This window comes from Bacillus sp. FSL K6-3459 (assembly GCF_038003305.1).
Classification (GTDB): Bacteria; Bacillota; Bacilli; order Bacillales; family Bacillaceae; genus Bacillus; species Bacillus pumilus_O.
The window spans coordinates 3,329,559-3,353,988 of record NZ_JBBOOW010000001.1 but is presented as its reverse complement, the minus strand read 5'-3'; the positions used below and the strand labels follow the sequence as shown (position 1 = coordinate 3,353,988).

The window sequence follows — 24,430 nt, the reverse complement described above, 5'->3', positions numbered from 1 at the left end:
CTCGGGGTTTTTCATGTCTTTTTTTAACGTTTCAGCCACTTTTCCCACCATTTCTTTGGCCTTTGATCTTGAACCGGATCTTCCTCAGAAGATTTATCCTCAGCGCCGTAGCACACACCTGTCGGCTCCGTTCCTTCTATAAAATAGGTGAATACCTTTGATTCACACCCTGGACCCGCAAGATCGCCGGTTTTTGGATTGATATACACACCTTTTACGCCATCTGGTGGCATGAAGGAGGACGCTGGCTGTTTAGAGAGGGCTGATTCCATAAAAGATGCCCATATCTTTTTTGCATAGGCTGTTTCTTCGACCGAGTCAATGGTGCGCCCTTTATCATAGCCCGTCCACACACCTGTGACGAGCTGGGGAGAGAAGCCGATCATCCAGCTGTCGGCTCCTGTCGTCCCTGATTTTCCTCCGTATGTTCGCGTGAGATCCTTCATAATGGTGCGGCCGGTGACACTTGTATAGCCGTTTAACTGATCATTGAACATTCCTGACATCATGTCGGTGGTGACAAAGGCTGCCTTTTCATCTAAGACTTGCTCTCGTTTTTGCTTTTCTTCAAAAAGCACGTTACCTTTTGCATCCGTTACCTTTGTAATAAAGGTGGGTTTGACTCGTTTTCCGCCATTGACAAGCATGGCATAAGCGTTGGTCATTTCAATTGGTTTGACAGGAGACGTGCCTAAGGCAAGTGATGGCACTTGATCTAGTTTTTCGTTGATGCCAAATGTTTTCCCGGCACGTACAAGCTGCTCCATTCCTAAAAATAGATGGGTTTTCACGGCATAAATATTATCAGATAGCGCCAAGGCTTGAAGCATCGTAATGCCATCATTCGCGTAATAGCCATGATAATTGCTTGGCGAATAAGCAGCACCGTTTCCTTGATCATCGAGCTCAAAAACCGTTTCTTCACTGCGCATGACGGTTGCTGGTGTAAACCCATTTTGCAAGGCCATGTAATAGAGAAGAGGTTTCATTGTTGAACCGGGCTGCCTTTTCGCTTGTGTCACCCGGTTGAATGGACTTTTCTCGTAATCTCTTCCTCCGATGAGGGCGAGTACATGACCTGTTTGTGGATGGATAGCAGTAAAGCCGACTTGGATGTCTGATTTCGAATCGATTGTGCTTTTTAACGTCTTCTCAGCAATTTTCTGTAATTCTGGATGTAAAGTCGTTTGGATATGAAGGCCATAGGTTTCGATCTGTTCCTCAGTTAGCCCCAAGGTTTGCTTCAACTCACGAACCACATCATCATAAAAATACGGAGCTTGTTTTGCTTGTAGCTGCTTCTTTTGCAAAGGGCGATAGGACAGTTTTTCTTTCGCGGCTTCAGCGGCTGCCTTTTTCGTAATCATGCCGTCCTCTTGCATGTGCCTCAAAATCATATTCTTTCTTGCACCGGCTTTCTCTTCATTCACATAAGGGGAGTAGAGAGAAGGGCCCTTTGGGATACCGGCAAGTAAGGCAGATTCAGCGAGGGTCAAATTCTTCGCTTTTTTTCCGAAATACAGACGGGATGCCGCTTCCACGCCATAAGCTCCATGACCATAATAAATGGTGTTCAAGTATCCTTCTAAAATCTCATCTTTTGTATAGTTTTGCTCTAAGCGGATCGTGTAAAAGGCTTCATTCCATTTCCGCTTCCACGTTTTATCATGATCTAAATACAGATTTCGTGCATATTGCTGGGTGATCGTGCTGGCTCCTTGTACTTTAGCCATGGCGCGAATATCAGCCACTGCAGCCCCTGCCATCCGTTTCACATCAAAGCCATGATGCTCATAAAAGGTTTTGTCTTCAACAGCCACAGCTGCCTGCCTGATATGAGGGGCCATGTCCTTTAAGGGCACCCAATATCTCTTTTCTCCAAAGCTAGATTCTCCAAGCTTTGAACCATCGGCTGCATAAATCGTCGTAGATTGGGGAACTTGAACAGAAGGGGCGCCTTGCCATTTGGCTATTAAAAGAATCGTCAAAAAGACAGTGCCTGCAAATAGAAAAGCGAGCAAGCCTATAAAAAAACAGGCTCGAATCGTTTTCACGGTCATGCGGATTTTTTTATTACTCATGATTGTGTCCATGCAAAGCCCCCATTTTGACGGTTTTTTATCAGTATGGAACAAAGAAAACCGTTTTAAACAAATGATTGCAAGAGCGTGCATGAAAATTGAAGAGAACTCATGCGGTTCTTTACAATTTGATATGAATCCACTATACTTTTTTCTTGGACAATCGATATAGTCATAGCCGATAAAAGGCGCTAACAATAGATGTTTGTTTATTATTGGATGAGAGGAAGATGGACAATGAGCGAACTTTGGTATACAGAGAAGCAAACGAAGAATTTTGGTATTACATTGAAGGTGAACAAAACCCTTCACACAGAACAAACAGATTTTCAGCATTTAGAAATGGTGGAAACAGAAGAGTTTGGCAATATGCTGTTTTTAGACGGTATGGTGATGACATCTGAGAAAGATGAGTTTGTATACCACGAAATGGTGGCACATGTACCTCTTTTCACTCATCCAAATCCGGAAAATGTTCTTGTCGTAGGCGGAGGAGATGGCGGTGTCATTCGTGAAATCCTCAAGCATCCAAGTGTGAAAAAAGCGACACTTGTTGATATTGATGGCAAAGTCATCGAATACTCGAAGAAATTCCTTCCTTCGATTGCTGGAAAACTAGACGATCCTCGTGTAGATGTCAAAGTCGGAGACGGCTTTATGCACATTGCTGAAGCTGACAATGAGTACGATGTCATCATGGTGGACTCAACTGAGCCAGTTGGACCAGCTGTGAACCTGTTCTCTAAAGGATTTTACGCAGGAATTTCAAAAGCACTCAAAGAAGACGGTATTTTCGTGGCACAAACGGACAACCCTTGGTTCACACCTGAGCTGATTACAAATGTACAACGTGATGTGAAAGAAATTTTCCCAATCACGAAGCTTTATACAGCGAATATTCCAACGTATCCAAGTGGACTTTGGACATTTACCATTGGTTCAAAAAAATATGACCCACTTGCTGTAGAAGACAGCCGTTTCTTTGATATTGAGACGAAATATTACACAAAAGAATTGCACAAAGCGGCATTCGTTCTGCCGAAATTTGTGAGCGACTTAATCAAATAAATCAAGCGAAGTGGAAATGCGCAAATGACCGTTTGCGCATTTTTTGAAGCGTAAAAGGAGGAATCTTGCATGAGATTCGACGAGGCTTATTCAGGAAAAGTGTTTATTGGAAGTCATCCGACATGGGAAGATGCAAAGGTCATTTTATACGGTATGCCGATGGACTGGACAGTTAGTTACCGCCCAGGTTCACGTTTCGGTCCGAACCGAATTCGTGAAGTATCAATCGGTTTAGAGGAATATAGCCCTTATTTAGATCGTGAGCTACACGAGGTAGCATTCTTTGATGCCGGTGACATTCCGCTTCCTTTTGGAAATGCACAGAAAAGCTTAGACTTAATTGAAGAGTATGTCGACAGCATTTTAGAAAAAGGAAAGTTTCCATTAGGAATGGGCGGCGAGCATCTTGTGTCTTGGCCGGTTTTCCGCGCGATGCATAAGAAATATCCTGATTTGGCTATTATCCATATGGACGCACATACGGATCTTCGTGAGGAATACGAGGGTGAGCCGCTGTCTCATTCAACCCCGATTCGTAAAGTAGCAGGACTCATTGGACCTGAGAATGTGTTCTCTTTTGGCATTCGTTCTGGTATGAAGGAAGAATTTGAATGGGCAAAAGAAGCGGGCATGCACATTTCTAAATTTGAAGTGCTGGAGCCATTGAAGCAAGTATTGCCAAAGCTGAAGGGGCGCCCAGTGTATGTGACGATCGACATTGATGTACTCGACCCAGCTCATGCACCTGGGACAGGCACGGTAGATGCTGGCGGTATTACATCAAAAGAGCTACTTGCATCCATTCATGCGATTGCAGGATCTGATGTGCAAGTAGTCGGTGCAGACCTTGTTGAGGTAGCACCTGTATACGATCATTCTGACCAAACAGCGAATACAGCGAGCAAGCTTTTACGCGAAATGCTGCTTGGATTTGTGAAATAACACCTTGATAGAGGAGCTTGTCATCTCATGTGGACAAGCTCTTTTTTTACATGGATCAAAGTAAAGGAGGCAGTTCATGTATTCTTCTATATTGATGGTGCTTCTCGCTTTTTGTGTGTTAGCGGCAGGTTTTCTCACACTGAAACGAGAGCTCGCAGCTGAGCCGCCTGTTTTTGCTTCGAAAAAGGAAGCGAAGGAAGAGATGTTGGAGCTGTTTCAGGATCGAGGCTTTTTCTATCTGACGGCCATTGTGCTATGTATGCAGGTGGTATTTAAGCAGGCGCAGATCGTGCCATTTGATTTTTTTCAGGCATTTTTGGCAAGTTCAGGCGTACAAGCTCTTTTTTATTTGATCAAAAGAAAAGACTTAGGCATAAAGGCTGGATTGGTGGTATTAGTGAGTTTCCTGTTCCTTTTTTTCTAAAGGGATGGTGTAAGATCAAAAACGAAGTTTAATCGCAGGGAAGAAGAGAAATGATGGGATGATAGGCGATCATGAATATGGTATACTATTTTAGTTAAACGGGTCTTAGCAAAGGAAGTGCAAAATGACACAAAACCAAATTTCAATTCATGTAAAGTCAGTGATGAAACCAGAGACGGAGCCGGCTGAAACGATCGAATTCCGCACGACTGGAACGTATCAAGAAAAGAATGACAAAACGTATCTCACTTACCATGAAGAACATGAAATGGGTCAAGTAAAAACCGTTGTGAAAATGAGTGAAAAAGAAATTTTTGTCATGAGATCAGGGGCCATTCAAATGAAGCAGCGTTTTCTCATCGGAGAAACGACCATTACACATTACACGATGCCATTCGGTACACTACAGCTTGATGTACACACACATGGCATTGATCTGGATGTGGACAAGGGACTGCTGCACATTACGTACGATATGCTGACAGGGGAAGACCAAAAGCATTTACATACATTATCGATTTCATATAAGGAGGATTTACGTTCATGAATATCGCAGAACAGGTCAAAGATGCGTTAAAAGAAGAAATTATCGCGGCAGTCGTCAAAGCAGGACTTGCTGATGAAAGCCAGGTACCAGATGTCCTTTTAGAAGTGCCGAAAGACAAAACTCACGGTGATTACTCCACCAACATGGCAATGCAGCTTGCCCGCATTGCGAAAAAAGCACCTCGCCAAATTGCAGAGGACATTGTCAAAGCGTTTGATAAAGGGAAAGCATCTATTGAAAAACTGGATATCGCAGGTCCAGGATTCATTAACTTTTATATGAACAATCAGTATTTAACAAAGCTGATCCCAGCTGTCCTTGAAGCAAAAGAGGCATATGGTGAAACAAATACAGGCGGCGGCCAAAAAGTACAAGTTGAATTCGTCTCAGCCAACCCAACAGGTGACCTACACCTTGGACATGCCCGTGGAGCAGCTGTAGGTGATTCTCTTTGCAACATCCTTGATAAAGCAGGGTTCGACGTGAGCCGTGAATACTATATCAACGATGCAGGCAATCAGATCAATAACCTCGCTTTATCTGTAGAGGTACGTTACTTTGAAGCGCTCGGTCTTGAAAAAGAAATGCCTGAAGACGGCTATAGAGGAGAAGACATCAAAGGCATCGGGCAAAAGCTGGCAGATGAATTTGGTGACCGTTTTGTGCATGAGTCAGAAGAAGAGCGTATGATGTTCTTCCGTGAATACGGCTTGAAATACGAATTAGAGAAATTACGTGTAGACCTTGAGAATTTCCGTGTCCCATTTGATGTATGGTATTCAGAAACCTCTTTATATGAAAACGGAAAAATCGAACTCGCGCTGGAAGCACTCCGCGCTAAAGGCTATGTCTTTGAAGAAGATGGCGCAACGTGGCTGCGTTCAACTGATTTTGGCGACGACAAGGACCGCGTGCTCATTAAAAATGACGGCAGCTTCACTTACTTGCTTCCAGATATCGCATATCATAAAGACAAATTGGACAGAGGCTTTGATCAGCTCATTAACATTTGGGGAGCGGACCATCACGGCTATATCCCTCGAATGAAAGCGGCGATTCAAGCACTTGGATATCCTGCTGGCAAGCTTGAAGTAGAAATCATTCAGCTTGTTCACCTATACAAAAACGGTGAAAAGATGAAGATGAGTAAGCGTACTGGGAAAGCCGTCACCATGCGTGACCTGATTGAAGAAGTGGGCTTAGATGCCACTCGTTATTTCTTCGCGATGAGAAGTGCGGCGACCCATATGGACTTTGACCTAGACTTAGCGATTTCTACGTCTAACGAAAACCCTGTGTACTACGCACAATATGCCCATGCGAGAATTTGCAGCATGCTGCGTCAAGGTGAAGAAAAAGGCTACGAGCCAAATCTTGAAAAAGCAGATTTCTCTCACATTCAATCGGAAAAAGAATACGATCTTCTTAAAATCATTGGCAGCTTCCCAGAAGTGGTAGCAGAAGCAGCTGAAAAGCGTATTCCGCACCGTGTGACGAACTATATTTATGACCTTGCATCAGCTCTTCACAGCTTCTACAATGCCGAAAAGGTCATTGATGTAGAAAATGAAACAAAAACAACAGCACGTCTTTCACTCATGAAAGCAACACAAATTACGCTGGCGAATGCATTAAAACTAATTGGTGTATCGGCTCCGGAAAAGATGTAATTATACGAAAAACCCACTCTGAAAAAAGAGTGGGTTTTTCATTTGTATTTTTCATCGTTCAGCTGTTAGATCACTTATGTCTCTGGAGAATCTCAATTTCGTAATCCTCTAATGCTTGTTTAGGAAGTTGCTTTTCTAATGCAGAATGCAAACCTGCCATATCTTTTGAAGTATCGATGCCAATGGATATTGTGGGCTCTGTCTTGATAATCTGATAGTTAAACAATTTATACTCTTCCCATAATGAGTCCAATACGTGGATGACCTTATCATCTAATTCCTCTTCAGAAAGGGTGAGAGTTTTTGAAGTGAAACTTAATCCAATCATACAAAGAGATTCAGAATCTGTTAAATAAAAAACACCCGCTATCTACTAGAGACAGCGGATGTTGAACATTATCCAAGCGTATTAATAATATTAGAAATAGAATCAAATAATTGGCTAAGTACATCAGAAAACATAGTTTGTATCCTCCCTTCAGCAAGCATGTAGTATGTGTGCGTTAATGGGATTATCCAAGTGTATTAATAATGTTAGAGATAGAATCGAATAATTGGCTAAGGACATCAGAGAACATGTTTTTTTGCCTCCTCTCTTTTCTTTTTACATTTACTTAACGAAGGGGATGAAGGGTTGGATCACTTTTTCTAAAATAAATTTTAAAAAAACTGGTGGCATAGAAAAAAGCACCACATATTCGGGTGCTTTTTGTCTTTATTAGCTATGAATGAATGCGCAGCTTCACGTCTCCATTTTCACACGTTAGCTGAACGTTTCCGCCAATCGGTAAGGTGAAAACCGGCTGCGTATGTCCGATATCGACATCGTAGATCACGGGAATGTGTTTAAGCATCGGGTGTTTATCTAAAATGAACTTCAAATGTTCTTCTGTCATGTTGGATTTCTTTTGAAAGCGTCCGATGATCAATCCTTTAATGGATTCTGCATGCTGCAAGAGGGAAGTGAGGTCTCTGGCGAACATTTCAGGGAAGACTAACTCATCATCCTCCACAAATAAGATGGCATCCTTGATTTGAGGCATAAACGTTGTCCCTTGCAGTAAGTTCAGTGTACAAAGGTTCCCTCCATACAAGGTGCCTTCGGCTGTTCCTTCCTGATAGATTCCCCATTTTGTCGGGTGAAATTGTCTGTTCACTTGATCAAGATACCACGCATCATCACTCCATTTTGTCGAAGGGGTCACATCAAAAGACTCACCACTATTCATTAAGCAGGCTTGAAACATAGCGGTCTGTTCTTCTTGTCCCTGCTTCATTTGAAAGCTGGAGAAATGGGGCCCAGAGTATGTCACCATCTTACATTTGGCAGTAATAGCGCTTGCGAGTGCGGTAATATCACTGTAGCCGCAAAGAACTTTAGGATGCTGTCGGATCAAGTCGTAATCAATGTAAGGCAAAAGTTCATTGCAATTGAAGCCACCAATGGCGGTCAAAATACCGTCGACCTCATCATCTGTGAACGCCTCATGCAGATCAGATAAACGGTGTTCAATAGATGATGAGGAATGAAGATCACATTCAAACACGTGCTGTCCAAAAGAGACAGTGAAACCTAAAGCCTCTAAACGTTTTTTTGCTTGAGCGATTCCTTCTTCTGTTAAAATGCTGGCACTTCGGCTTGGAGCAATGACACGAAGATGACTGCCTTTTCTTAAAGGAGGGGGTGTATGCATAAACAAATCTTCCTTTCCATCACATATTTATCCATTATATCGGATCAAATGACCCAAGTCTGTAAAAGCTAGAAGAAAGGCGTAGGTCGTGCGTTTCATACAGGCTGTGCAAAGGGTATGGAAGAGAAAAGACAGAAACGAATGAGGGCGGAGAATGTGAAAAAAAGACGACTGGAATTTTTATTTTTATATTTTATGATATTCGGGGCTTATGTGGTGTATTGGTGGCAGGTTCCAGCGTGGAGTGTTCAGCTGTACGTAGCGATTTATATCGCCATTATTTTATTTAGTATCATCTCACTCATGCTAGAGAACCGTACATCACAGCACACACTCTTATGGATGTATGTGCTCATCTTTTTCCCGATCATTGGTTATATGTTTTATTTGTTCTCGGGACAGCTCTATGTGAAAGGTCATTTATTCAAATCAAAGAGAATGTACAACCGTGAAAAACTACGCAGAATATCTGAGCTTGAAAGCAAGCCGGATGAATCAAGTTTAACCGAAAATCAGCGGACTTTTTTTCATTACACAGAAAAGGCAACAGGCATGCATGTGAACACAAATAGTGATATGGACATTTTAAAAAATGGGGAGGAGACGTTTCCCCGTATTTTTGAAGAGTTAAAAAAGGCAAAATCGTTCATCCATATAGAATACTACATGTTCAAATCAGATTTCCTTGGACACCGGATGATGGAGATTCTGATAGAAAAAGTAAAAGAAGGGGTAGAGGTTCGCTTCATCTATGATGCGGCTGGCAGCATTCGCTTCTCCCGAAAAGATATTAAACGCTTGAAGCAGGCGGGAGTCAAGGTTGCTCCTTTTCTGCCTTTAAAATATGGTTTCTTTAATCAAAAATTCAACTTCCGTAATCACCGAAAAATTGTGATCATTGATGGGAAAACTGGATTTGTCGGCGGGTTAAATGTCGGAAAAGAATATGTCGGACGTGATGAAAACATCGGTTTTTGGCGTGATACGCATACGATGTTAAAGGGCGAGGCTGTCCAAACCCTTCACTCTGTTTTTATGCTCGACTGGGAGTATGTATCAGATGAAGTATTAATTGACGATCCGAAGTATCATACGCCGCATCCTGTGACGGGGGAGGATGTCATTCAGGTTGTACCAACTGGACCTGATATGAAAGAAAGTATGAGTGATTTATATGATGCACTCATCTCAAATGCGAAACAATTTGTCTGGATTGCGACACCTTATTTTGTCCCAAATGAATCCATTCGTACGGCATTGAAAATTGCTGCGACAAGAGGAGTGGATGTCCGCGTGATGGTTCCGGAGATCAATGACGGCTTTCTCACACAATACGCCACAAGGTCCTATTTTTCTGAGCTCCTAAAAGAGGGTATCAAGGTGTATCACTATCAAAAAGGCTTCATGCATCAAAAAGTGATGATCGCAGATGGAGAACTTGCCTCTGTCGGTACCGCAAATGTGGATATGAGAAGCTTTCAGCTCAATTTTGAGGTCAATGTCTTTACGGCCGCGAAAAAGCCCATTGAGCAGCTGATGGCCCATTATGAAGAAGATATGAAAGAATGTGAGCAAATGGGACCAGTTCATTTTTATAAAAGAGGCTTAAAAGAGCGTTTAAAGGAATCATTTGCTCGGTTGTTTTCTGGTGTGCTATGAGGTTTTCCAGTCGAAGAAATCATTTCCTCATCTAGTATTTTGAAGAGGATTCCTCTATAATTGAAAATGATTATCAATTATAGAGGGAATGAGGTTCTTTTACATATGCTAAAACGATTTTTCGCCTATTACAGGCCCTATCGAGGTCTGTTCTTTTTAGATTTCTTTTGCGCTGTCGCCGTTGGATTGATGGAACTAGGTTTCCCGCTTATCGTGAACTACTTCATTGATACATTGTTACCAACAGGGAACTGGACAATCATTGTCTGGACGGCCCTTGCCCTGTTTGTCATTTATGCCCTCAGCTCGGTTATGCAATTTATTGTGTCGTATTGGGGGCATATGCTTGGCATTAATATTGAAACAGATATGAGGAAAAAGCTGTTTGATCACTTTCAGCGCCTATCCTTTAAATTCTTTGACAACAACAAAACGGGTAAGCTCATGTCACGGATGACAAACGACCTCATGTACATTGGAGAGGTGGCGCATCATGGTCCTGAAGATTTGTTTATAGCCATTATGACGATTCTTGGTGCCTTTGCAGTCATGCTGATGATTAATTGGCAGCTGGCCATTTTAACCTTTCTGATCATGCCTGTCATCATTTGGCTCGCCCTTCATTTTAATAAAAAGATGACGAAGGCGATTACACAGCTCAACAACGACATTGGAGACTTTCATGCAAGGGTTGAAAACAATATCGGGGGCATTCGACTTGTTCAAGCCTTTGCCAATGAACATTTCGAGAAAAAGCGTTTTGCTGAAAACAACAACCGTTTTCGGAAAGCGAAACTTCTTTCCTATAAAATTATGTCAGTCAACGGATCGATCAGCTATATTTTGACACGTCTTGTGACACTGTTTGTCCTTCTCGCAGGTACATGGTTTGTCCTGCAAGGTCAATTAACGGCAGGTGGCTTTATCGCATTTGTTTTGATTACGAATGTTTTATTTAGACCGATTGATAAAATCAACACGGTCATTGAAATGTATCCAAAAGGCATTGCCGGCTTTAAAAGCTATGTCGATTTGCTAGAAACAGAACCGGATGTGAAGGATACAGAGGGAGCACGTGATGTATTCGGATTGAAAGGTGAAATTGAATATCGAAACGTAACATTTGGCTACGATGAACACAGTCATGTGTTAAAGAATATCGATTTGAAGATCAAACAAGGAGAAACCGTTGCGTTTGTCGGACCTTCAGGAGCGGGGAAATCAACGATTTGCAGCCTGCTGCCTCGTTTTTATGATGTGGATGAAGGGGAGATCACAATAGACGGTATAAGTACAAAATCGATGACGTTGTCTTCTTTAAGGCAGCAGATCGGTATTGTGCAGCAGGATGTCTTTTTATTCTCAGGCACCATTCGTGAAAACATTGCGTACGGCAATCTAGAAGCCAGCGATGCAGAGATTTGGGAGGCTGTCAGGCGTGCGCATTTAGAGGAACTTGTCCAGCGTTTCCCAGAAGGGTTGAATACGGTGATAGGTGAGCGCGGCGTCAAACTGTCAGGCGGTCAAAAGCAGCGCTTGTCCATTGCACGGATGTTTCTGAAAAACCCTTCTATACTCATCTTAGATGAAGCCACATCAGCACTGGATACAGAAACAGAAAAAGCCATACAGGACGCGCTGAGTGAACTAGCCGTCGGCAGGACAACACTCGTCATCGCCCACCGCCTAGCAACAATTAAACACGCCGACCGTATCATCGTCGTGACAGAGGAAGGCATTGAAGAACAAGGCCGCCACCAAGATTTAATTCAAATGGGCGGCGTATACAGCAGACTGCACGAAGCGCAGTTTGGTCATTAAAGAAAAATCCCTTTTGATAAAGGGCTTTTTTTGTTAGGATAGAAAAAACTTTTGAAGGAAGGATCTGATGGAATGAAGGGCCTTCGGCGATTACAAAAAGGCGACAAGATCGGTATTTTTTCACCTTCAAGTCCTGCATCAGCGACCTCGCCTCTTAGGTATGAGCGGGCGAAGAAGTGGCTTGAGCAAAAAGGATTCATTGTGGTACCAGGATCATTAACAGGGAAAGAAGATCACTACCGTTCAGGTACAATTCAAGAACGAGCAGGTGAATTGAATGAGCTAATGGCTCGAGAGGACTTGGCGTGCGTCATGTCAATGATTGGCGGGACAAATTCAAATAGTTTGCTGCCTTATCTAGATTTTGAGCTGCTGAAGCCACATCCGAAAATCATGATCGGTTATTCAGATGCGACAGCGATTCTTTTGGCTGCCTATGAAAAAACGGGGCTGCCTGTATTCTACGGACCAGCGCTTGTCCCATCTTTTGGGGAATTTGAACCGTTCGTCACGTATACATATCAGTCGTTCGAAGACATCCTCATGCAGCCACAAACTATTCCTTATCAAATCAAAAAACCACCTTTTTGGACGGATGAACGAATCAATTGGGAAGAAAAAACGCGTGATAAAAAGCAGCGCCCGAACGATTGGCTGTGCGTCATAGAAGGACAAGCAGAAGGCAGGTTGATCGGCGGAAACCTCAATGCAATGTACGGCATATGGGGCAGTGAGTTCATGCCAGCAATCCAAACAGGAGACATTCTCCTCATTGAAGATTGCATGAAAACCGCTTCGGTTGTAGAAAAAAACTTCTCTTTATTGAAGGTAAATGGTGTGTTTGAGCGGGTATCAGGGATTCTATTGGGGAAACATGAGCTGTTTGATGATGAGGGAACAGGCAAAGAACCTTACGAAATGTTACTTGAGGTGCTAGGAGAGACAAAAAAACCGCTCATCGCAGATTTTGACTGTGCCCATACGCACCCGATGCTTACGATGCCAATAGGGGCACAAGTGAAAATGGATGCAGCTTCAAAAAAAGTGTGGTTGACGAAAGAGTGGATCTAAAAAGAGCAGCCAGCAGCTGCTCTTTTTTTATGAAACCTTCTCTTTTTCAAATGGCTGCAAGAGGTCTTGTGCTTTTTTTCCCTCTACGACAATTAAGTAGTCAGATTCTAAATGAGTGAGCCTGAAGGTTTCAAGCTCTACGATATTTTTGATGTTACACATTGTTTTCTTAGAATACACATATAGACGATGTTGAGCTTGATGGCATTTTTCATAAAGAGAAATAAGCTTATGTAAATTCAGTGCTTTCGCAGCGATTTGGATTGAATAGATCTGAGACATCTTCATATCCTCCTGTTGATTACTTTCTCACAATAGCTTTGTTACCCCTGTTTGCACAGAGATAAACCTTTCTCTATGATTTCCACTCAATAATTCCTCCGCCCACTCGCTTGTTGCCTCTTATTGCAGACAGCTCTTCGACCAGTCGGAGCAAGGCTTGATCCTTTAATTTCGCCTCAATCATAAAATCTACATCACGCCCATACGGTTTTAATGCATGAAAAAGCGGTAAGACAAAGGACATATCTACACCATCTGCATGACTACGTATGGCTTTTTCTGATTTGGGTGAGGATAAATGAATTTTAGGCGGAATGCCAGTCCTCGTCCAAGTGTCGAACATTCTTGGCACGATGTCATCAAGCGCGGCATTGTCATCTTTATTGGCCACGTGATGATGGTAATCAAAAACAAAGGGAATACCATGCTTTTCACAGACACCAAGCGTTTCTAACGACGTATACGTTTTGTCATCATTCTCAAGCGTCATCCTCGCCTTGATATGCGCCGGAAGCTGTTTGATATTTTCATCAAAACGTTGAAGCGCTGAGTCTTTATCACCGTATGCGCCGCCTACATGAATGTTCATATAGCCTTCCTTTTCGAGCTTCATCGCCTCAAGCATTTGATAATGGTACGTCATGTCGATCACGGCATTTTCTGTGATTGAAGGCTTTGGGCTAGTAAACAAGGTGAATTGATTGGGGTGAAAGCTCACACGAAGCCCGTGCCGTTTTACCAACTCGCCTATTTCAAGAAACTCCTTTTGAAAAGGTGTCACAAAGTCCCAGCGTACTTCAGGATGGGTCGCAAGCGGAACGATCGAACTCGAAAAACGGTAAAGCGGGATATCATGAGCAATGGCAAAATAAAGCGTTCTTAATGTATTCACGAGATTGGCCTTTGTTGTTCGTAATAAAGCCTCTTTTCCCTCTTCCTTTGAGAGCTTGCTGTATCTTGCAAAGGTCAGCGACTTGGCAGGAGAAGCCTCCCACAAGGTGACGGCATTGGATACATAACCAAATCGATAACGCATAGGTCATCTCCTTTATAAAAAATAAGAAAACATAGCGGCAGCCCATTCCAGCGGACGTGACAAAAGTGGACGCTGTGCCAATTTCTCTTCTGTCATAAGCTCAGACACTTCTATGTGCTCGCGAATTTTTTCCTCTACGTGTGCAGTAAAGTCAACATCATCAATAGCGACGTCAACTTCCTCGTTTAAAAACAAACTGCGTTTATCAAAATTTGCCGTACTAATCATACATCGTCTCTGATCTATTAGAATGGCTTTCGCATGATAAAACCCTTTATAAAAACGATAAACAAGGCAGCCAGAGGCAATGAGATCCTTCAAATAATGAAATCCAGCCTCTTTAACAAGTGGATGATCTGCTTTCATTGGGATGATGATTTCAACCGTGACGCCTCGTTTTCGTGCATCAAGAAGTGCATTCAGTAGAGGAGCAGATGGAATAAAGTAAGGTGTACAGATGATGATCTGTTTCCTCGCCTGCTGAATATCTTTGAGAAACAAAGCTTCTAAAGAGAAACCAGCAGTCGCGCGTGTTGTGCATTGTAGTGTTCCCTGTTCCAAAGTAGGAAAAACCTCATATTGCAGCTGGTGAATGCCAGATGTCCGGTATAAATCATTCAAAAACACATGCTGGAGATCTGCGACAACTTGCCCTGTCATGCGCAGATGATAATCCTTCCATATGCCAAACCGACCCTTTTTCCCAACATATTCATCACCAACATTAAACCCGCCAATATAGCCAATCTTTCCATCAATCACCGTGATTTTACGATGATTTCTCATGTTTAACCGATAAATCAAAAAAGGGAAACGAGGCTTATTTAAAAAGTAAAATTGGATGCCGCTTTTCTCCAGCATGTCAATGGACTTTTGATCAAACGGATAGGACCCTAATCGATCGGTCAGTAAAAAGACGGAAACCCCTTGTTTCGCTTTTGTTTTCAAGGCTTGTAACACCCTTTGACCAATCTTGTCGTTCTTTACAATAAAGAACATCATATGAATAGAAGAAGAGGCGTGCTGTATATCGGTGAGCAGCTGATCAAAAAGTGGCTCACCATCATGATAAAAGACGGCATCACCGCTTGTTTGTTCAAAAGATCGTTCAAAAGCGCGGGTAGAAAAATATTTCTTTCCCATATAAAGGTCTAACAATATGAGACATACGATGACAATGAGTACGAGTAGGATGATCAATGCGATCATGAAGCTTCCTCCTTTTTTGCATATTTCAATAGTGTACCCAAACGCGTAAAAAATATTGACTGAATAATCATTCATTATTTATGATAGAGGTACAACATGGAAACGGAACAAAGTGGGTTTTGGGGAATGAAAGGGGGAGCAAGATGAATAGCCTTTTAATCATGAACATGATCGCATTTGCGGCGGTGACCGCTTACGCTGTGTATTTGTTTATTTATCTCATTCGAACACGAGCAGCGTACATTCGTCTTGGCAAAAAAGAAGAGTTTCAACAAGACATGAAAAAGCGCTTAGAGCGTGTTTGGGTCAATGTATTTGGGCAAAAGAAGCTGTTAAAGGACAAGAAGAGCGGCATCATTCATGTGCTGTTTTTCTACGGATTTATCCTTGTGCAGTTCGGAGCCCTTGATTTTATTATGAAGGGACTCGTTCCAGATAGCGGACTCCCTTTAGGTCCGCTTTACGGTGTCTTTACCTTTTTCCAAGAGGTGGTCACACTTCTCATTTTAGTAGCCGTTGTTTGGGCTTTCCATAGAAGGTATGTGGAAAAGCTTGTCCGTTTAAAGCGTGGCTTTAAATCAGGTCTAGTGCTTTTATTTATTGGCGGCTTGATGCTGACCGTTTTACTTGGGAACGGGATGAATATCATCTGGCATGGACACTCTCTATCACCAACTGAGCCAATCGCATCCAGTATTGCGTTCTTGCTGGGCGGTATTTCACCTCTTGCGGCAACAGTCGTTTTTTATGTTGCATGGTGGGTGCATCTTCTGATTTTGCTGACATTCTTAGTGTATGTCCCGCAGTCAAAGCATGCTCACCTCATTGCAGGACCGGTAAACGTATTTGCCAGCAGATTAGACCCGCCAGGTAAGCTGCAAAAAATTGATTTTGAAGATGAGACACAAGAGACCTTCGGTGTGGGAAAAATTGAAGACTTCCGTCAGTCTCAGCTGATCGACCTTTACGCTTGTGTGGAATGCGGGCGCTGCACGAATATGTGCCCAGCAACAGGTACAGGGAAAATGCTCTCTCCAATGGATTTGATTTTAAGGTTAAGAGATCATTTAACCAATAAAGGGGCGGCCATTACTTCGAAGACGCCTTGGGTACCGCAACTTGCCTTCAGGCAGACAACAGGAAATCAGCTGGCGCTTCAGGCAAGAGGAGCAGGTGCAGAGGAATCGGCTGCCAGCTCGATGTATCATCCTTCTCTTATTGGTGAGGTCATTACAGAGGAAGAAATTTGGGCATGTACGACGTGCCGAAACTGTGAAGATCAATGCCCTGTCATGAATGAGCACGTCGACAAAATTATTGATATGCGCAGATATCTTGTGCTGACGGAAGGGAAAATGGATGCAGATGCACAGCGTGCGATGACAAGTATAGAGCGCCAAGGGAACCCATGGGGATTGAACCGGAAAGAAAGAGAAAATTGGCGTGAACTGAGAGAAGATGTGTACGTGCCGACAGTAAAAGAGCTGAAAAAAGCAGACCAAACCTTTGATTATTTATTCTGGGTTGGTTCAATGGGGGCATACGACAATCGAAGCCAAAAAATTGCGCTTGCCTTTGCAAAGCTTCTCAACGAAGCAGGCGTCTCCTTTGCCATCCTAGGCAATAAGGAGAAAAACTCTGGCGATACACCAAGAAGGCTTGGAAACGAATTTTTATTCCAAGAGCTTGCTGCGAAAAACATTGAAGAATTCCAGAAAAACGGTGTTACAAAGATCGTCACGATTGATCCTCACGCCTACAATTTATTTAAAAATGAATATCCAGACTTCGGACTTGAGGCAGAAGTGTACCACCATACAGAGTTACTGGCAGAGCTAGTGAAAGAAGGGAAACTAACGCCTGTACATGAAGTAAACGAGGTCATTACCTTCCACGACTCTTGCTACCTAGGCAGATATAACGAAGTGTATGATCCGCCGAGAGACATTTTAAAAGCCATCCCTGGAGTGACGCTGAGAGAAATGGAGCGTCATCGTGAAACTGGTATGTGCTGCGGTGCAGGCGGGGGCTTAATGTGGATGGAAGAAGAGACAGGTACCAGAATTAACACTGCCCGAACGGAGCAGGCGTTACAGGTGCAGCCGTCCATCATCAGTTCAGGATGTCCTTACTGCTTAACGATGCTGGGAGATGGGACGAAAGCGAAGGAAGTAGAAGAGCAGGTAGGTACATTTGACGTCGCTGAACTTCTTGAAAAATCAGTGTTTGGCGAGGCTGAAAAGCAGGTTTCGTAAACAAAACAGGCCGATGAATAGAATGTTCATCGGCTTATACATGGCGCTGTACATCAGCTGATTAGATAATATGTAAGCGGTAACAAATGGGAGGGGACATACATGAGTCAGACGGTCATTGTATCTGGAGCAAGAACACCATTTGGAAAACTAGGCGGTGCTTTCATCGGGTTGACTGCCGCAGAACTAGGCGGAGTGGCAATCAAGGCTGCGCTGGAAAGAGTGCCAGGTTCACATCATGTGGATGAGGTCATCATGGGAAGTGTTTTGCAGGGAGGACAAGGTCAGATTCCTTCAAGGCAAGCAGCAAGGCATGCTGATCTTCCGTGGTCCGTTCCGACGCAAACCATCAATAAAGTCTGTGCATCAGGTATGCGCAGTGTGAGCACAGCAGACCAAATCATCCGAGCTGGAGATGCGGAGGTCATCGTAGCGGGCGGTATGGAATCCATGTCACACGCCCCTTATTTGCTAAAAAAAGCGCGATGGGGCTACAAAATGGGAGATGGTGCGGTACAAGATGCGATGATTTTAGATGGATTAACCTGTTCGTTTACAGGCGTTCATATGGGTGAGTATGGGAGCATGGCTGCGAAGGAGCTTGGTATCACGCGGGAGGAGCAAGACCTTTGGGCGTTAAGAAGTCATGAACGGGCGATCGAAGCGCAGAAAAACGGCTTTTTTGAACATGAAATCACCCCCGTCACCGTCAAGACGAAAACGGGAGAGCGGCTGATCACAGAAGATGAATCCCCGCGGCGTGATACGTCATATGAACGGCTGTCAAAGCTCATGCCTGTTTTTGATCAAACGGGTACCATTACCGCTGGAAATGCACCAGGTGTCAATGATGGCGCAAGTGCGCTTCTTTTAATGAAAGACACATATGCAAAGCAGCATGACGTCAAGCCATTGGCAGTCGTGCTTGGTCATGCGCAGGTAGCCGTAGACGCAAAGGATTTTCCGAAAACACCAGCCTTTGCTATCGAGAAGATTTTACAGAAAACAGGGAAGCGTCTAGAGGATATTGATCTATTTGAAATCAATGAGGCATTCTCGGCCGTGGCGCTGGCATGTGAAAAAATAACCGGGCTGGACCGGCGGAAAATGAATATCAACGGTGGTGCAGTTGCACTAGGTCACCCTATTGGGGCAAGCGGAACACGCATCATATTGACCTTGATTCATGCATTAAAACAAAGAGGTGGCGGTATTGGCATTGCGGCGATTTGCAGTGGAGGCGGTCAAGGAGATGCCATCATGATAAAGGTAGATTAAAAGGGAGGCGTTCATCGTCATGAGTACAGAAGAAACCGTCATGGTCGTTGGAGCTGGACAAATGGGATCAGGCATTGCCCAAGTCTTTGCACAGTCTGGCTACACAGTCCTGCTACATGATGCATCTGAAAAGCAGATTCATCGGGCCATTTCCTCCATGACCAAACAACTGACGAAACGAGCAGAAAAAGGAAAACTAGCCCATCAGGCAGTCCGAGATATTACGCAACGACTTGCCGTATCCACAGATTTAAAGGACGTGCAGCAGGCTCATTTAGTGATTGAAGCTGCATCTGAACAAATGAGTGTGAAAAAACAAATCTTTGAAACCCTTGATCAATTTGCAGAGGCGAAGACGATATTTGCAACAAACACATCTTCCTTGTCGATCACAGAATTAGCAGCTGTTACAGGAAGACCGGAGCAAGTGATTGGCATGCACTTTATGAATCCTGTCCCTGTCATGAAACTCATTGAGGTCATTCGAGCGCTGCAAACGAGTGATGACACGTATCAACTCGTTTGTGAAACAGCAAAGACATTAAACAAAACCCCAATTGAAGTGGAAGACTTCCCAGGGTTTGTATCAAATCGTATATTGATGCCAATGATCAATGAAGCCATCTACACCCTTTATGAAGGCGTGGCAGATGCAGAAAGCATTGACGGTGTTATGACACTTGGAATGAATCACCCAATGGGGCCGCTTCGTCTCGCTGATTTCATCGGACTAGATACATGTTTATTTATTATGAATACCCTTCATGAGGGACTTGGGGATAGCAAGTATCGACCTTGTCCTCTTTTGAAAAAATACGTGAATGCAGGCTGGCTGGGCAAAAAGACAAAGAGAGGTTTTTACACATACCACGACCACTCATAGGGGGAGTCAAAATGGATGTTTTGCTTACGGATCAACAGCGACTCTGGAGAGAACAGGCAGCAGAATTTGCAAGACAACGTGTATTCCCGGAAGTGGAAGTCATGGAACAAGGTCAGTTCCCAAGGACACTTTTAGCTGAAATGGGACGACAAGGCTTTCTAGGGATTCCAATACCATCTTGTTATCAAGGCTTAGGAGCAGATTTTACAACATATATCATCGCCATTCATGAATTATCCAAAGTGAGTGCGACCATCGGTGTCATTGTGTCCGTCCATACATCTGTTGTGACGATGCCTATTTTGGCTTTTGGAACGAATGAACAAAAAGAATTCTATGTTCCGCTGCTTGCATCCGGGCAGAAACTAGGCGCATTTTGCCTGACTGAACCGAAGGCAGGCTCAGATGCCTCTAGTATTCAGTTAAGGGCAGAGCGGACAGAAGACCATTATGTGTTAAATGGTACAAAAATGTTTATCACAAGCGGCGGGGAAGCAGAGCTGTATCTTGTCTTTGCTGTGACAGATCCCGCTTCTACGAAAAAAAATATATCGGCATTCATTGTCGAGAAAGGTACACCAGGATTTACGATCGGAAAAGATGAGAAAAAGATGGGACTGCATGGATCAAAAACGGTCACGCTTCATTTTGATGGTGTGCGGATTCCAAAACAGCAACTGCTCGGTGCAGAAGGAGAGGGCTTTCACATAGCCATGTCTAGTTTAAATGCGGGAAGAATCGGTATCGCGGGTCAAAGCCTTGGGATAGCTGAAGCGGCTTTAACGGAAGCAGTAGCGTATTTAAAGCAGCACCCAGCAGGTCTAGAAACGACCATTCGGCTAGGAGATTTGGCGGCGAAGCTTGAAGCTGCCAAGCTATTAGTCTATCAAGCGGCTGCTTATAAAGAGGCAAATCGTCCGGTGACAAAGGAAGCATCCATGGCAAAGCTATTTGCGTCAAAAACGGCGGTTGAGATCAGTACAGAAGCGATCCATTTACTCGGCATGGACGGTTATACGAATCGCTATCAAGCACAACGTTACTTTCGTGATGCGAAAGTTTGTGAAATCTATGAAGGAACAAGTGAAATTCAAAGGCTGGTCATTTGTAAACAGCTAATATGAAACGAGGTGGCTCATGATGCAGTTTCAATTAAGTGATGAACATGAAATGATTCAAAAAATGGTGAGGGATTTTGCGAAAAATGAAGTAGAGCCAACAGCAGCAGAGCGAGATGAGACAGAAACGTATGATCCAGCTATTTTTCGGCAAATGGCAGAGCTCGGTTTAACGGGGATTCCTTGGCCGGAAGAGGTTGGCGGGATCGGTAGTGATTATTTAGCCTACGTCATCGCGGTGGAGGAGCTTTCAAGAGTGTGCGCCTCTACAGGCGTTACCCTCTCCGCCCACACCTCTCTCGCCTCGTGGCCCATCTATACTTTTGGAACAGATGAACAAAAAGAGACCTATTTAAAGCCGCTTGCAGAAGGACAGAAGGTAGGGGCATATGCACTCACTGAGAGCGGTTCGGGTTCGGATGCCGGCGGAATGAGGACGACGGCAGTAAAGGCAGGCAGTGAATACGTCCTGAACGGTGCGAAAATCTTTATTACAAATGGGGGCATTGCGGATTATTATATTGTGTTTGCTGTGACAGACCAAGAAGCTGCATCTCGAAATACGACAGCCTTTATTGTAGAAAAAGAGACACCGGGCTTCTCGGTCGGTAAAAAGGAAAGCAAACTGGGCATTCGCTCATCGCCAACGACTGAAATTCGATTTGAAGATTGCCGGATTCATGAAAAGAACCGGCTCGGACAAGAAGGAGAAGGCTTTAAAATAGCAATGATGACCCTCGATGGCGGCAGAAACGGCATTGCTGCACAGGCTGTTGGGATTGCACAAGGCGCTCTTGATGCGGCAGTCCATTATGCGAAGGAGCGCAAGCAATTCGGCAAACCAATCATTCAACAGCAAGGAATCGCGTTTAAGCTAGCAGATATGGCAACCGCAATTGAAGCCTCCAGGCTACTCACTTATCAGGCAGCATGGCTCGAAACGAAAGGGCTCCCGTACGGAAAAGAATCAGCTATGTCCAAGCTCTTTGCTGGAGATACAGCCATGAAGGTAACAACAGAAGCCGTCCAAATCTTCGGCGGCTACGGGTATACAAAGGATTACCCAGTCGAACGATACATGCGTGATGCGAAAATCACCCAAATTTATGAAGGCACACAGGAAATCCAGCGCCTAGTCATCTCGCGCAAACTACTAGATATGTAGAAAAAAAGCAAAGACCACCTGATGTGAGGTGGTCTTTTTTGGTGTGGTTCATGAAGTGTTTTTGCACTAGCACCATCCAAAATTCACATTAACGTATGAGTGATTTGTAACTGATGAAGTAGTGAGTATTGGTACATGTGAATTGGCAATATACCTACTAAAGAATTAGACCTCAAGAATAATATAGCGATAATCCACATACAAGGTAATAGTCGGGTTTTCCTGAATTTAAGATGATTTCCAGAATTGAACCATATTATATGAGCATTATGTTAAAATTGAGAAAATAAAAATATGGGAGGTTATTATGACCACAACTACTACTATCTTAGCGATTGTAACTTTGGTGATATGGATCATGGTTTCCGCAGAACTATCAAAGTCTTCAAAGAAAGATCAAAATGAAAAAGAAAATAGCCGTAGAAAATTAATTGTTTTAATGTTTGCAGGCATCATATTGACGATAGCAGTAGTCATCTCATTACTTCAGAAATTATAGCTTTAAAATAAACGAAAAAAGTGTATCGTTATGAAAGCTGTTTGAGGATTATATAAAAAAGTTCATCTCGTTCACTAATGTGTTTAAACTTTGCAGAAATGTCACAGTTCAGCCTCATTTCTAACGTGATGGTTATGATTCTTCCTACATAAATAAGCAATTCTTTTTTTGCCCGAATAGCTGAATCTTCTAAAGGAAATACAGAAAAATGAATATACAGAGGATTCATGCAAAAAGCAGCCATTATTTTTCATCATACGTTCAAGGATTTGAATAAAGGGTATCTATTTTGATATCAAACCGAAGTCGAGACAACTCAATATGAGTGTCTCGATTTTTTTGGAATTGAGGAAATTGATTCAATTTAACTAGGTAATTTAATCCATTTTCTTCTTTTTTGACTTCGATTCATAGGGACTTATGTTGTGTTTTAGAAAATAGTATGTTTATCACATTTTCTAAATGTTACAATTTTTCAAAAGCTATGATAGGAATTGAGATATATAAAGATATTGATATCTTTCCAAAAATGAATCACTTTCTCATACAGATACAGTACTTCGCTCCTTAGGGTCAATGTGTATAACTGTACTTCCCATTCCATTCATCACTTCTCTTGAATTCAAAATAAAATCAACTCTTTTTTCACATCCATAATGATGATTCAGTTAATTTTTGAACTTGGTCTCTGTCTTTAACGAAGATGAGCTCCAATTGTTGAAGAATATTTCAGTAATAATTGAAGGACTACAACGAGCATCTCTTAAAAAAATTCATCATGAAAGTTTACCTGCCTCTAAAAAGAAGGCACTGAAGATTTGAAACGAATTGAATTTTTGTGTTTATCAGAAATTCTGACTAGATTTGAATGAATCAGAGCATTTTATGCTATTACATAAGTGCCCAGTAAAAATGGAAAATGAACGTAAATCCTGATAAAAACTGATTACAAATACCGTTAATTAAATAAATATTACAAATTTTCCAAAAAAATATTGAAATGTCATTTCCTTCTTGCTAGACTAAAGAAGTAGTAAATAATCGAAGGAGGTCATATTATGACGAAAGCAACAGATTCTAAGTTTTATGCTTTATTATCGCTATCACTTCTTGCGGTAACATTAGTAGCTTTAGTGATTGGTAATGGTTCTTTGATTGCAGCAAATTTAGGTGTTAGTACTGCAACTGCGGCAACAGTAGTGAATTTCTTAGATACTTGGTCCTCAGTAGCGACAGTCATTACAATCGTTGGTGTTTTCACTGGCGTAGGCACAATTAGTTCAGGTGTAGCTGCTACTATTTTGGCTATCCTTAAGAAACAAGGAAAAGCAAAAGCTGCTGCTTTTTAATCTAAAAAAAAATCATCTCAATCTTTAATTGAGATGATTTTTTTTCCAAAAGTCAGGTGAAATGGCGCTTAATAGACATTGATTTAAAAACTAATTTAACGTTTTATGCTCATGCGGCTTGTAATAAAACATTAATTAGGAGGAAATTTTATGATAAAAGCAAATAAATTTGGCTCATTCTCACTATTGTTATTTGCAGTGACCATGGCATCTTTAGTCGTTGGAAATGGTTCTTTCATAGCAGCCAATCTATGTGTTAGTACTGTGGCTGCCGCTGCAATTATGGTTGTACATAAAAAACAAGGGAAAGCCAAAGCAGCTGCTTTTTAAAATGACTTATGCATAAAACTAATAAACTATTTAAAATATATGATCAAAG

General features: G+C 42.7%; 22 protein-coding genes. 16 read left to right on the top strand and 6 right to left on the bottom strand.

Annotated features, from left to right (window positions below):
* Positions 1-23: 23 nt before the first annotated feature.
* Complete coding sequence (locus MHI35_RS17100) at positions 24-2,093, bottom strand: transglycosylase domain-containing protein (RefSeq protein ID WP_335349709.1); 2,070 nt, start codon at positions 2,091-2,093, stop codon at positions 24-26.
* Between the two features lie 225 nt (positions 2,094-2,318).
* Between MHI35_RS17100 and speE the strand changes: the two genes are divergently transcribed.
* The 5 genes from speE (at position 2,319) to argS (ending at position 6,732) form a co-directional block, all read left to right on the top strand.
* The gene (gene speE / locus MHI35_RS17095) at positions 2,319-3,149 is read left to right on the top strand and encodes a spermidine synthase (protein ID WP_012011597.1); all 831 of its coding nucleotides are present in this window, start codon (positions 2,319-2,321) and stop codon (positions 3,147-3,149) included.
* A 69-nt stretch (positions 3,150-3,218) separates the two neighbouring features.
* Positions 3,219-4,091, top strand: coding sequence for an agmatinase (gene speB, locus MHI35_RS17090; protein WP_335349710.1), 873 nt, complete (start codon positions 3,219-3,221; stop codon positions 4,089-4,091).
* Between the two features lie 76 nt (positions 4,092-4,167).
* Positions 4,168-4,515, top strand: a complete 348-nt coding sequence (locus tag MHI35_RS17085) for a hypothetical protein (protein WP_335349711.1) — start codon at positions 4,168-4,170, stop codon at positions 4,513-4,515.
* 124 nt (positions 4,516-4,639) lie between these two features.
* A complete protein-coding gene (locus MHI35_RS17080; RefSeq protein ID WP_058013446.1) occupies positions 4,640-5,062 on the top strand; it encodes a DUF1934 domain-containing protein in 423 nt (140 codons plus the stop codon).
* Positions 5,059-6,732 (top strand): arginine--tRNA ligase, encoded by a 1,674-nt coding sequence (gene argS, locus MHI35_RS17075; RefSeq protein ID WP_335349712.1) that lies wholly within the window; start codon positions 5,059-5,061, stop codon positions 6,730-6,732. The genes MHI35_RS17080 and argS overlap by 4 nt, the downstream gene beginning before the upstream one ends.
* A 70-nt stretch (positions 6,733-6,802) precedes the next feature.
* Here argS and MHI35_RS17070 read toward each other — a convergent pair whose 3' ends face one another.
* Together MHI35_RS17070 and MHI35_RS17065 are read right to left on the bottom strand one after the other, a co-directional pair.
* The gene (locus MHI35_RS17070; protein ID WP_335349713.1) at positions 6,803-7,060 is read right to left on the bottom strand and encodes a hypothetical protein; all 258 of its coding nucleotides are present in this window, start codon (positions 7,058-7,060) and stop codon (positions 6,803-6,805) included.
* Positions 7,061-7,454: 394 nt separating this feature from the next.
* Entirely contained in the window at positions 7,455-8,426 is a 972-nt protein-coding gene (locus tag MHI35_RS17065; protein WP_335349714.1) for a S66 family peptidase, read from the bottom strand.
* Between the two features lie 156 nt (positions 8,427-8,582).
* Between MHI35_RS17065 and cls (MHI35_RS17060) the strand changes: the two genes are divergently transcribed.
* From cls (MHI35_RS17060) to MHI35_RS17050, 3 genes are all read left to right on the top strand, one after another.
* Positions 8,583-10,085: a cardiolipin synthase gene (gene cls, locus MHI35_RS17060; RefSeq protein WP_335349715.1), complete on the top strand. Its 1,503-nt coding sequence runs from the start codon at positions 8,583-8,585 to the stop codon at positions 10,083-10,085.
* 105 nt (positions 10,086-10,190) lie between these two features.
* Entirely contained in the window at positions 10,191-11,906 is a 1,716-nt protein-coding gene (locus tag MHI35_RS17055) for an ABC transporter ATP-binding protein (RefSeq protein WP_335349716.1), read from the top strand.
* Positions 11,907-11,978: 72 nt separating this feature from the next.
* On the top strand, positions 11,979-12,977 hold the full coding sequence (locus tag MHI35_RS17050; RefSeq protein ID WP_335349717.1) for a S66 family peptidase: 999 nt from the start codon (positions 11,979-11,981) through the stop codon (positions 12,975-12,977).
* Between the two features lie 27 nt (positions 12,978-13,004).
* Here the strand turns inward: MHI35_RS17050 and MHI35_RS17045 are convergent, their stop codons facing one another.
* From MHI35_RS17045 to cls (MHI35_RS17035), 3 genes are all read right to left on the bottom strand, one after another.
* Positions 13,005-13,259: a hypothetical protein gene (locus MHI35_RS17045; protein ID WP_003215306.1), complete on the bottom strand. Its 255-nt coding sequence runs from the start codon at positions 13,257-13,259 to the stop codon at positions 13,005-13,007.
* Between the two features lie 73 nt (positions 13,260-13,332).
* On the bottom strand, positions 13,333-14,295 hold the full coding sequence (uvsE, locus tag MHI35_RS17040; protein ID WP_335349718.1) for a UV DNA damage repair endonuclease UvsE: 963 nt from the start codon (positions 14,293-14,295) through the stop codon (positions 13,333-13,335).
* Between the two features lie 12 nt (positions 14,296-14,307).
* On the bottom strand, positions 14,308-15,504 hold the full coding sequence (gene cls, locus MHI35_RS17035; protein WP_144520313.1) for a cardiolipin synthase: 1,197 nt from the start codon (positions 15,502-15,504) through the stop codon (positions 14,308-14,310).
* Positions 15,505-15,647: 143 nt separating this feature from the next.
* Between cls (MHI35_RS17035) and MHI35_RS17030 the strand changes: the two genes are divergently transcribed.
* The 8 genes from MHI35_RS17030 to MHI35_RS16995 all read left to right on the top strand — a co-directional run bounded on the left by MHI35_RS17030 (position 15,648) and on the right by MHI35_RS16995 (position 24,381).
* A complete protein-coding gene (locus MHI35_RS17030; RefSeq protein WP_144520316.1) occupies positions 15,648-17,759 on the top strand; it encodes a heterodisulfide reductase-related iron-sulfur binding cluster in 2,112 nt (703 codons plus the stop codon).
* Between the two features lie 102 nt (positions 17,760-17,861).
* Positions 17,862-19,037, top strand: a complete 1,176-nt coding sequence (locus MHI35_RS17025) for an acetyl-CoA C-acetyltransferase (protein ID WP_211062622.1) — start codon at positions 17,862-17,864, stop codon at positions 19,035-19,037.
* Between the two features lie 19 nt (positions 19,038-19,056).
* On the top strand, positions 19,057-19,920 hold the full coding sequence (locus tag MHI35_RS17020; RefSeq protein ID WP_144520322.1) for a 3-hydroxybutyryl-CoA dehydrogenase: 864 nt from the start codon (positions 19,057-19,059) through the stop codon (positions 19,918-19,920).
* Positions 19,921-19,931: 11 nt separating this feature from the next.
* Positions 19,932-21,044, top strand: a complete 1,113-nt coding sequence (locus MHI35_RS17015; RefSeq protein WP_144520325.1) for an acyl-CoA dehydrogenase family protein — start codon at positions 19,932-19,934, stop codon at positions 21,042-21,044.
* Positions 21,045-21,060: 16 nt separating this feature from the next.
* A complete protein-coding gene (locus tag MHI35_RS17010; protein WP_088003341.1) occupies positions 21,061-22,203 on the top strand; it encodes an acyl-CoA dehydrogenase in 1,143 nt (380 codons plus the stop codon).
* Between the two features lie 307 nt (positions 22,204-22,510).
* Entirely contained in the window at positions 22,511-22,702 is a 192-nt protein-coding gene (locus MHI35_RS17005) for a hypothetical protein (RefSeq protein WP_088003344.1), read from the top strand.
* 1,058 nt (positions 22,703-23,760) lie between these two features.
* Positions 23,761-24,051, top strand: a complete 291-nt coding sequence (locus tag MHI35_RS17000; protein WP_025093875.1) for an uberolysin/carnocyclin family circular bacteriocin — start codon at positions 23,761-23,763, stop codon at positions 24,049-24,051.
* Positions 24,052-24,201: 150 nt separating this feature from the next.
* Positions 24,202-24,381: a hypothetical protein gene (locus MHI35_RS16995; RefSeq protein ID WP_335349719.1), complete on the top strand. Its 180-nt coding sequence runs from the start codon at positions 24,202-24,204 to the stop codon at positions 24,379-24,381.
* The last annotated feature ends 49 nt before the right edge of the window (positions 24,382-24,430 follow it).